This window comes from Acinetobacter sp. TUM15064 (assembly GCF_008980265.1).
Classification (GTDB): Bacteria; Pseudomonadota; Gammaproteobacteria; order Pseudomonadales; family Moraxellaceae; genus Acinetobacter.
Genome location: NZ_BKFU01000092.1, coordinates 1 through 8,417, shown reverse-complemented (window position 1 = coordinate 8,417; position 8,417 = coordinate 1). Strand labels below are relative to the sequence as shown.

The window sequence follows — 8,417 nt, the reverse complement described above, 5'->3', positions numbered from 1 at the left end:
TAACTTATCGTTCGTATGGAAACCAAAAACTGTTAACATTACCGATCCTGTAAAACCTGAAAAACACTCAAGGCTATTTTATATTTAATTACAAATACTTAAATCTATAAATCATCGAACACTTATACTTAAAATTTAACGTATAAATGCAAAAATTACAGAGAAAGTACTTCTATTCTCACTCAAAATATTCCGCCAAAATCATAAAATACAATGATGACCAAACTCAATCTAAGGAAGATCTCTAACTCATATCCAATATATTAGTTGAACCCACCAAACTCATCAATTTAAAGCGACCAATCACATCATATATCTCTAGCGGCACCGCATTCAGCAAGACACTATTTGCAAAAAACTACTACGCAGAACTAGCTTTTAGCACTTATAATCCTATTATAGTTATAGCGATGACTTTGTATTAAAATCTAATTATATAAAACGGTGTGTAAGATGACTCAAACAATTCAAGTATTTGTAGGTTGTGATCCCAATAATTGTGACTTAGAACAAATGATGGTTCTTGAATATAGTCTTCGTAAGCACACTTCGCATCCAGTGAATATTACTTGGATGCAACTGAGTCATGACACAAACAGTCCTTGGTACACCAATCAGGAGACTGGTGAGGGATGGCGTACTGAAAAATGGGCTACTCCTTTTTCTGGTTTCCGTTGGGCCATTCCTGAATCGTGTAACTTCGAAGGTCGCGCAATTTACATGGATGCCGACGTCATTGTACTTTGTGATATTGCAGAACTTTGGTCTCATCCAATGCAGGATGATGCCATTGTTATCGCTAAGGGCGGCAAAAGCTCAGCACGTCTATGTACTTGTGTATGGGATTGCGAAAAAGCCAAACAATATCTTCCTGCATTGAAAGACATTCAAGCCAATCCAGATGCACATAAGAATTTAATGCGCCTTCTAAAAGAAAAACCAAATCTCGTACAACCTTATCAAGATTCTTACAATAATATTGATGGCGAAGGGATGTCGATTGAACAGATCAAAATTCTACATTACTCAGATATGGGCACGCAGTTCAGTCATAAGTATTCATTACCTCGTCTTGAAGCAACAGGCCAAAAGCACTGGTTTGATGGTGAAATCATGCCTCACCCTCGGGCAGATTTAATAGCACTTTTTGATCAATATTATGACGAAGCGCTAGCTGCTGGATACAAACCAGAACAATATATGATTGAACCTTTTGGCGCTTTTACCAAAGCAACTCAAGCCAACTATCACGGCAATAAAATTACACGCCCAGGGCAGAAAGAATCTTGGTTCACTCAAAAGCTCAATAAATTAAAGTCTAAACTCAGTAGCAACAAATTTAGACTAGATGACTAAAGCTTAAAGTGACTGCTTTAGTCACAACTTAGCCTATTTTTTAAAATGTTCAACCTGAATGACTTGTTTATGATTCCTAAAAAGCTACAGACCTTACAATTATTTTTTTCAAACTTGTGTTTTAGAAATATTTATAAAGTCGTTTACAAACTGAGTCATTCAAATCAATACAAACATAATCGCCGTTTTTGGCCGTATTATCAGGTTGAACGTGATACTGAAAATGGTTTACAAAAACTTTTTTTCAAACAGAAGTTGGTCGTCGATAATACACAAGCTGTTTGTACAGAAAACAAACTATGCATGATGATTGCAACTGGGCCATCAGTCCAACAGATCCCTCCCGAAGCTTTTACCCGCTCCGATATAGATTATGTTGGATTAAATGGCGCAATTTCGATGCCTAATGTTGTGTTTAAGCATTATGTCATTATTGACCATAATTTCGTTGAGAGCCGTTTTGATTTAGTGTTGAAAGTTCTCAATAGCAATTGTACGTTTTACACTACACCACGTTGCTTAGATCTGATTTTACGAAAAGTTTTATTTCAGGATATCCAATGTAACATTAGAGTCGTAGAGCCTATTACTCGCGGTGAAATTGAACCAATCTTACAGCCTAAAAAAGCTGTCGACATGCAAAAAAATTATTTCTATACCAACAATCAATTGGGTTTTTCAACTCAAATATATACCGCGATCTTTGATTATTTTACTGTAGCCTACGTTGCACTACAGATTATTCACTCACTCCGCTATCAAGAGATTTACTTAGCTGGGTTAGACATGAATAATTTTACCCAACCCCGTTTCTATGAGAGTGCTGAAAATAAACAACCAACGCTTTTAGACAGATCATTGGATTTCACATTACCAGCCTTCGACTTAGCAGCACAGTTCTTTAAGGCTCAAGGAATTACCGTATATAACCTTTCTGAACATAGCGCTGTGGAAGCATTTCCAAAAATAAATGCAAAGGACTTATTTAAAGCCCAATAAAATGCATCCGATTCAAGGTTATTTTTTCCAGTGCTGACTAAAAATCTAAGAGTGAGTGCTTGAAATATTGTCCTCGCACAAAATGCTTATCCAATATCTGACGCTCTTTCCCCGCAAGTTTTATGAGATTCGGATACTCATCTGGTGACTCATGAATAGCTAAATCAATGAGGGTCTTTTCTTTAACCCATTTATTTTTAACTTGATAGAAAAACGCATTTTTATCACAATTGATTAATACCATACTCGGTGCTAAATCTCGCATCACCTTCTGACACGCAACATAAGCCACAAGATACTCTAACCGACCAATACGCTGAAAATAGTCTTGAGAATTATCATAGTTGGCTTGGATATATTGGATATATTGCTTTGGTCCGAGATCAATCGCCTTAAAAAGTTCATCAAACCATAATTGATAAAATGGATTCTTTTCTACACTCGCCAGTAACCAATTTTCAATCACGGGAAAATCAGCCAGTGTCGTATTTTTTTTCCGATAATAGGCAAAGCCTTGTGTTCCTGTTTGCTGGATGAGCTTTTCAATCCAATCTAATTTTTTATAAACAATAATACTTGCATCCAACCAAATCCCACCATAATGATAAATCAAGTCAAAACGGATTAAATCTGCGCGTTGCTGGGATGTTGCTTTTTGCAAAATAGGTGAGGTTAGGTCAAAACTAATAAAATCTGCGACATTATTTGGATTTAACAGATTCACAGTATAGTCAGGATGTAATTTCTGAATATGATCAATACAATGCCGAACCAAAGCTGGCATGTTCCCTTCCCAATAGATCCATATCTTTTTAGGTAATTGAACGCTTTGATTCTCTGGCTTAGCCTGTAAAACGATCTGATCTGCATAGTTATCTATGGCATCACATTTATTTCGTTGTTTTAAATTAAGCAGCGTATAAAACTTTAAAATATAAAATAACTTTTTAAAAATTTTCATTTTAGTCGATCATTTAGCCTTGTATCAAAACACCTTAGGACAATTACAAATACTTATGCTTCACCGCATAAAATTTGTCACGCCACATTCGTTTTTGCTTTTTAACCCCATAAGAAAAACTTCGACCTTCTTTTTCTTTACGAGAAATTCCTTCTGCAGCTACAGTCCCCAAAATATCACTGTCCAGACCCGCTGGTTTGACCAATGCAGGCCATACTCCTAAACCTTTCCCATTTTTACTGAGCCAAGTTTGAAAGAAAATATCAACAGGCATGGTCATTGATTTTCCTTCTTGTATAAATGCTTCAGCACCTTTGCGTGACCAAACTAAACCGAGACCGCGAATAGGGAAATAAAAAGCGTGCCATAAGCTCATGCCATCAATATTCGTAACATCTTTGCTTAGTTTTTTCTTTTTGGCTGCAATATTGATCAAATACCAATCTAATTCTTTATGCTGATTTAGATAGGTAAGTACGCCATCAAGCTTGTCTTTAAACTCTTGATTAATCTTCATATCATCTTCAAGCACAACTAAATAATCAGCATCTGTCGTTAGAAACTTCTCCGCGCAACCGTAGTGACTCAAATAACACCCCAACTCTGAATTCATCAAACTACGACCCAGTGCTTGATTCGCACCATGATCATCATAGTTTGTAAACTCAGTGAGTGCTTTGCCTCGACCATCGACCGCAGAAAAGCGCTCAAAAGGCCAATTGACTTGATCCAACTGCTGTGTTGCTCGCTCAAGTCGTTCCTGACTGCCGTCCAAATTAATTAAATAAGTAACAACTTTCATCATGAACCTTTAAACCAAAACGGAATGGGGTAAATAGCCTGCTAATTTTTCATGCATTGCATCACTGATCTGCTTTGCAGCATCGCTACTCAGCTGATCCAAACTTTGAATACAACCATATTTAATTTCGGGATTTTGAAGCGCCTGTATAAAACTATTCAAACTATCCTGATTTTTAAGATACGCCAGTTCAAGATCAGGCTTCAACTCCGCCTGCTGTTTTTGAATCTTAATATGGTTCATCAGTGAAATTGGATTTAGCTGTTCTACACTTCGAAATTTAAACTTGATCTGTGTTTCTAAACGCTGCGGATGCGCAAGCAAATAGTCCTTTAATGCATCACGATCTACAATATGAGGATAATGATGAATTTCAAAGAACTTATTAAAGCCTAAAATATCCGCACCAAGCATCTGCGCAATCATATGCTTAGGCTGTATAGGTTGACCCAATTGACGACTCATAAACTGGCGATATTTCAGCTTGGCTTTAAGCGCAAAGCTACTTTGCCAGTGACCATAGACCACCAAATGATCATCTTTTAAGAAGTCTTCAATTTTTGCTGGCGAATTAAAAAAGAAATCATCATTCAGGTAGATAAAATAATCCGACAACCCCTCAATATTCCAAAGCATCGTTTCAATAGAACGTGTATTGAATGTGGGCAAGTGCTGTTCAAAACCTTTGAAAATTTCGCGGTGATCAACCACCCGAATTTTATCCTTAGCACATAGGCCCTGCGCGACAAACTCATCAATAAATTCAGGACGTTGATTGTCCGCTACAACATAAATATGACGACAAAAAGGAACATATTTTAAAATTGAAGCAATATTGTAATAAATTTCATTATTGCTGGCGAAACGCGTATCACTGATCGCATCAGAGGCATCTTCACCCGTCAAATATTTATGGCGCTTTTTTTTCAGTTCAATGTCATTACCATCTACCCAGGCAATCACAACATCAATATTTTGCATTCGCTTGATCACTTCAAAACATGAGTCTACTTAGTGGCAATTATTGCCACGCATCCTTAATCCACTGCGATGGCAATACATAGCGATACCATTTCCCACCGCCACCATGAATCGCGTCAGGTGGATTGATCTCACCATGGAAAATAATGATTTTAACGCCTTCAGGTTTCACAGGCGGCTTGAAATACGCCAAAGGAATCTTTTGTAGGCAGTGATATTTATAGCTCTTACACCAACTATCTGGCCAGTAAGACAACTTTTTCTCTTGATCGACATACCATGACAAATAGGCTTGCTCATTACGAAACTTCTGACGAATTTCATCAAAATGTTCACGGAAATAAGGCATTAATCCCGGGAAAGCGCCCAATTTAAAACGGTAAACCGAGCTATTACCTGTAATACGCCACGGGCGTTTCCAATCATGAATAATCAGAAAATCCCCTGGGTGGGTAAAGAAACTGTCAATATTGTCAACAATCACCACATCCAAGTCTAGAAATAAAGCATTCCCCTTTAAACCATACAAATCTGGTTCAAATGTAGACAGCTTATTCCACCCTCGCTCAGGACTCCCCGGTGGTAATGCCAATGGTGGAATCGGAAAACATTCAACTGCAGGGTCAATTCCTTCAGAACGATCTGTTAGGCAGACCATTTTGAAATCAACCGTGGTATGACGTTTCACCATATTATATAAACGATTGACGTACTCGGCCCCATATTTGGTGCCCCATTTCATGCACAACACAACATTTTGTTCTGCTTGGGTATCAGCCTGTTTTAACAGCGCATCGTTCACGTTTTCCTGCATGTTCTATCATCCACCAGCATTCTGTTTCATATCATAACATCTCTGACAAGAAGTTAGTGTATGGCTTTTTCAAAGCCTTCATAATACTCAAAATAGTTTGTGCTATGATACGAAGTCGCTTTTTACAAATCAGAAATGGTTTGAATCCAAGCTCCCATATGAAGAATATAGAATCAGGTTGATATGAAAATAGCAGTTGCAGGCACCGGTTACGTCGGCCTTTCTAATGCCATGATCTTCTCACAACATCATGAAGTTATTGCACTGGATATCATCGACACAAAAGTCGACATGTTGAATAAAAAAATATCTCCGATTCAGGACGCAGATATATCGACATTTTTAAGCGAGAAACCGCTTAATTTTCGTGCTACAACTGACAAATATGAGGCTTATCGAGGCGCTGATTTTGTCATTATTGCGACACCTACCGACTACGACACAAAAACCAACTATTTCAATACTCAAAGTGTCGAAAGCGTAATCCAAGATGTAGTTGGAATTAATCCTCAAGCAACCATGGTTATTAAATCCACGGTGCCCGTAGGATTTACTCAGAAAGTAAAAGCACAATACAACACCGAGAACATTATTTTTTCTCCAGAGTTTTTACGTGAAGGTAAGGCTTTACATGACAATCTTTATCCTTCACGTATTATTGTCGGTGAAAAATCAGAACGTGCTCAATTGTTTGCAGACATGTTGATTGAAGGTGCCATTAAAAAAGATAGTCCAGTATTATTTACAGACTCTACAGAAGCTGAAGCAATTAAATTATTTGCCAACACTTACCTTGCAATGCGCGTCGCTTATTTTAATGAACTCGATACCTATGCCCAGTCCTTCGGTCTGGATACCCGTCAAATTATTGAAGGCGTATGTTTAGATCAACGTATTGGCAACCATTACAATAACCCATCCTTTGGCTATGGTGGCTATTGTCTACCTAAGGACACCAAGCAACTTCTTGCCAATTACAATCAAGTGCCAAGCAACCTAATTCAAGCGATTGTCGATTCCAACAGTACACGTAAAGACTTTATTGCAGATTCCATTATTGCCAAAAACCCAAACACTGTTGGCATCTACCGTTTAGTGATGAAAAGTGGCTCAGATAACTTTAGGGCTTCAGCTATCCAAGGCATTATGAAACGCATTAAAGCCAAAGGGATTAATGTGATTGTCTATGAACCAACTTTAAATGAAGAAGAATTCTTTAAATCAAAAGTAGTCAATAATTTAGATCAATTTAAGCAGCAAAGTGATGTCATCATTGCCAATCGCAAGTCTCAGGACTTAAGTGATGTTGAAGATAAAATTTATACTCGTGATATTTTTGGAGGTGATGAATGAAAGTTTTAGTCACAGGTGCAGCAGGTTTTATTGGTTTTCATGTTGCTAAAAAGTTGCTTGAACGTGGTGATAGCGTTGTCGGCTTTGACAACATGAATGATTATTATGATCCTACGCTCAAACAAGCACGTGTTGATTTATTAAATCAAACAGCCACCCAAAATGCAGGACAATTCGAGTTCATTCTAGCCAATCTTGCCGATAAAATAGCAGTTGATCAATGCTTTCAACAGCATCAGTTTGATCGCGTCATTCACTTGGCCGCACAAGCAGGCGTGCGCTACTCACTTGAAAACCCAATGAGTTATGTCGAAAGCAATATTATTGGCTTTACCAATATTATTGAAGCATGCCGTTATGCGAAAACACCGCATCTCACTTATGCCAGCACAAGTAGCGTCTACGGTGCCAATACCACCATGCCATTTAGTGAAAAACATGGGGTCAACCATCCTGTGCAATTTTACGCTGCCACCAAACGTGCGAATGAGTTAATGGCTCATAGTTATAGTCATTTATTCCAACTGCCAACCACTGGCTTACGTTTCTTTACGGTCTATGGCCCGTGGGGTCGCCCAGACATGGCTTTATTCAAATTCACTAAAAATATCATTGAAAACAAGCCAATTCCTGTGTTCAATCATGGTAACCATACCCGTGATTTTACGTTTATTGCAGATATTGTCGAAGGTGTGATTCGCTCAAGCGATCAAATTGCACAAGCCAATCCAAACTGGGATAGCAACCATCCAGATCCATCGACCAGCAATGCGCCTTTCCGTATCTTTAATATCGGCAATAATAATCCTGTTAAATTGATTGAATATATTCATGCAATTGAAAAAGCATTAGATAAAGAAGCCATTTTGGACTTATTACCTTTACAAGCAGGCGATGTACCCGACACTTTTGCTGACAGTACAGCCTTGGAACAAAGTGTAGGCTATAAGCCTTCAGTTTCAGTTGAAGACGGCGTCCAACAGTTTGTACAGTGGTATCGAAATTTCTACCAAGTTTAAAGGCGAATGTGGTCATTAAGCTGTACAAAATAAAACCCCTAATTTTTTATGATTAGGGGTTTTATTTTCTATGATATTTAAATCGACCATCTTATATATAATCAATTTTAATTGTAAGTCTTTTTAATCATT

At 37.8% G+C, this 8,417-nt stretch carries 8 protein-coding genes; 4 read left to right on the top strand and 4 right to left on the bottom strand.

Going from position 1 to position 8,417, the window contains the following annotated elements; all coding sequences use genetic code 11:
- Positions 1-453: 453 nt before the first annotated feature.
- Positions 454-1,356 (top strand): glycosyl transferase, encoded by a 903-nt coding sequence (locus GBI16_RS16940; RefSeq protein ID WP_151707523.1) that lies wholly within the window; start codon positions 454-456, stop codon positions 1,354-1,356.
- Between the two features lie 69 nt (positions 1,357-1,425).
- A complete protein-coding gene (locus GBI16_RS16935; protein ID WP_151707522.1) occupies positions 1,426-2,355 on the top strand; it encodes a lipopolysaccharide biosynthesis protein in 930 nt (309 codons plus the stop codon).
- A 37-nt stretch (positions 2,356-2,392) separates the two neighbouring features.
- Here GBI16_RS16935 and GBI16_RS16930 read toward each other — a convergent pair whose 3' ends face one another.
- Genes GBI16_RS16930 through GBI16_RS16915 form a run of 4 tightly spaced genes read right to left on the bottom strand, consistent with a single transcriptional unit; the run spans position 2,393 to position 5,913 of the window.
- Positions 2,393-3,316 (bottom strand): glycosyltransferase family 32 protein, encoded by a 924-nt coding sequence (locus GBI16_RS16930; RefSeq protein WP_151707521.1) that lies wholly within the window; start codon positions 3,314-3,316, stop codon positions 2,393-2,395.
- A 43-nt stretch (positions 3,317-3,359) separates the two neighbouring features.
- A complete protein-coding gene (locus tag GBI16_RS16925) occupies positions 3,360-4,118 on the bottom strand; it encodes a glycosyltransferase family 25 protein (protein WP_119064729.1) in 759 nt (252 codons plus the stop codon).
- A gap of 9 nt (positions 4,119-4,127) precedes the next feature.
- The gene (locus GBI16_RS16920) at positions 4,128-5,099 is read right to left on the bottom strand and encodes a stealth family protein (protein ID WP_086210435.1); all 972 of its coding nucleotides are present in this window, start codon (positions 5,097-5,099) and stop codon (positions 4,128-4,130) included.
- Between the two features lie 40 nt (positions 5,100-5,139).
- The gene (locus tag GBI16_RS16915; protein ID WP_086210436.1) at positions 5,140-5,913 is read right to left on the bottom strand and encodes a glycosyltransferase; all 774 of its coding nucleotides are present in this window, start codon (positions 5,911-5,913) and stop codon (positions 5,140-5,142) included.
- Between the two features lie 183 nt (positions 5,914-6,096).
- On the opposite strand from GBI16_RS16915, the gene GBI16_RS16910 reads away from it, so the two are divergent.
- Together GBI16_RS16910 and GBI16_RS16905 are read left to right on the top strand one after the other, a co-directional pair.
- Positions 6,097-7,266 carry a nucleotide sugar dehydrogenase gene (locus tag GBI16_RS16910; protein ID WP_086210437.1) on the top strand — a complete coding sequence of 390 codons (1,170 nt, stop codon included), beginning with the start codon at positions 6,097-6,099 and terminating at the stop codon, positions 7,264-7,266.
- On the top strand, positions 7,263-8,285 hold the full coding sequence (locus tag GBI16_RS16905) for an NAD-dependent epimerase (RefSeq protein WP_110974661.1): 1,023 nt from the start codon (positions 7,263-7,265) through the stop codon (positions 8,283-8,285). The genes GBI16_RS16910 and GBI16_RS16905 overlap by 4 nt, the downstream gene beginning before the upstream one ends.
- Positions 8,286-8,417 lie beyond the last annotated feature (132 nt).

What these genes read in the sequence shown, in the direction of transcription:
- GBI16_RS16940 (WP_151707523.1), top strand. Translation starts at nt 454, where the DNA reads ATGACTCAAACAATTCAAGTATTTGTAGGTTGTGATCCCAATAATTGT.
- GBI16_RS16935 (WP_151707522.1), top strand. Translation starts at nt 1,426, where the DNA reads ATGATTCCTAAAAAGCTACAGACCTTACAATTATTTTTTTCAAACTTG.
- GBI16_RS16930 (WP_151707521.1), bottom strand. Translation starts at nt 3,316, where the DNA reads ATGAAAATTTTTAAAAAGTTATTTTATATTTTAAAGTTTTATACGCTG.
- GBI16_RS16925 (WP_119064729.1), bottom strand. Translation starts at nt 4,118, where the DNA reads ATGAAAGTTGTTACTTATTTAATTAATTTGGACGGCAGTCAGGAACGA.
- GBI16_RS16920 (WP_086210435.1), bottom strand. Translation starts at nt 5,099, where the DNA reads ATGCAAAATATTGATGTTGTGATTGCCTGGGTAGATGGTAATGACATT.
- GBI16_RS16915 (WP_086210436.1), bottom strand. Translation starts at nt 5,913, where the DNA reads ATGCAGGAAAACGTGAACGATGCGCTGTTAAAACAGGCTGATACCCAA.
- GBI16_RS16910 (WP_086210437.1), top strand. Translation starts at nt 6,097, where the DNA reads ATGAAAATAGCAGTTGCAGGCACCGGTTACGTCGGCCTTTCTAATGCC.
- GBI16_RS16905 (WP_110974661.1), top strand. Translation starts at nt 7,263, where the DNA reads ATGAAAGTTTTAGTCACAGGTGCAGCAGGTTTTATTGGTTTTCATGTT.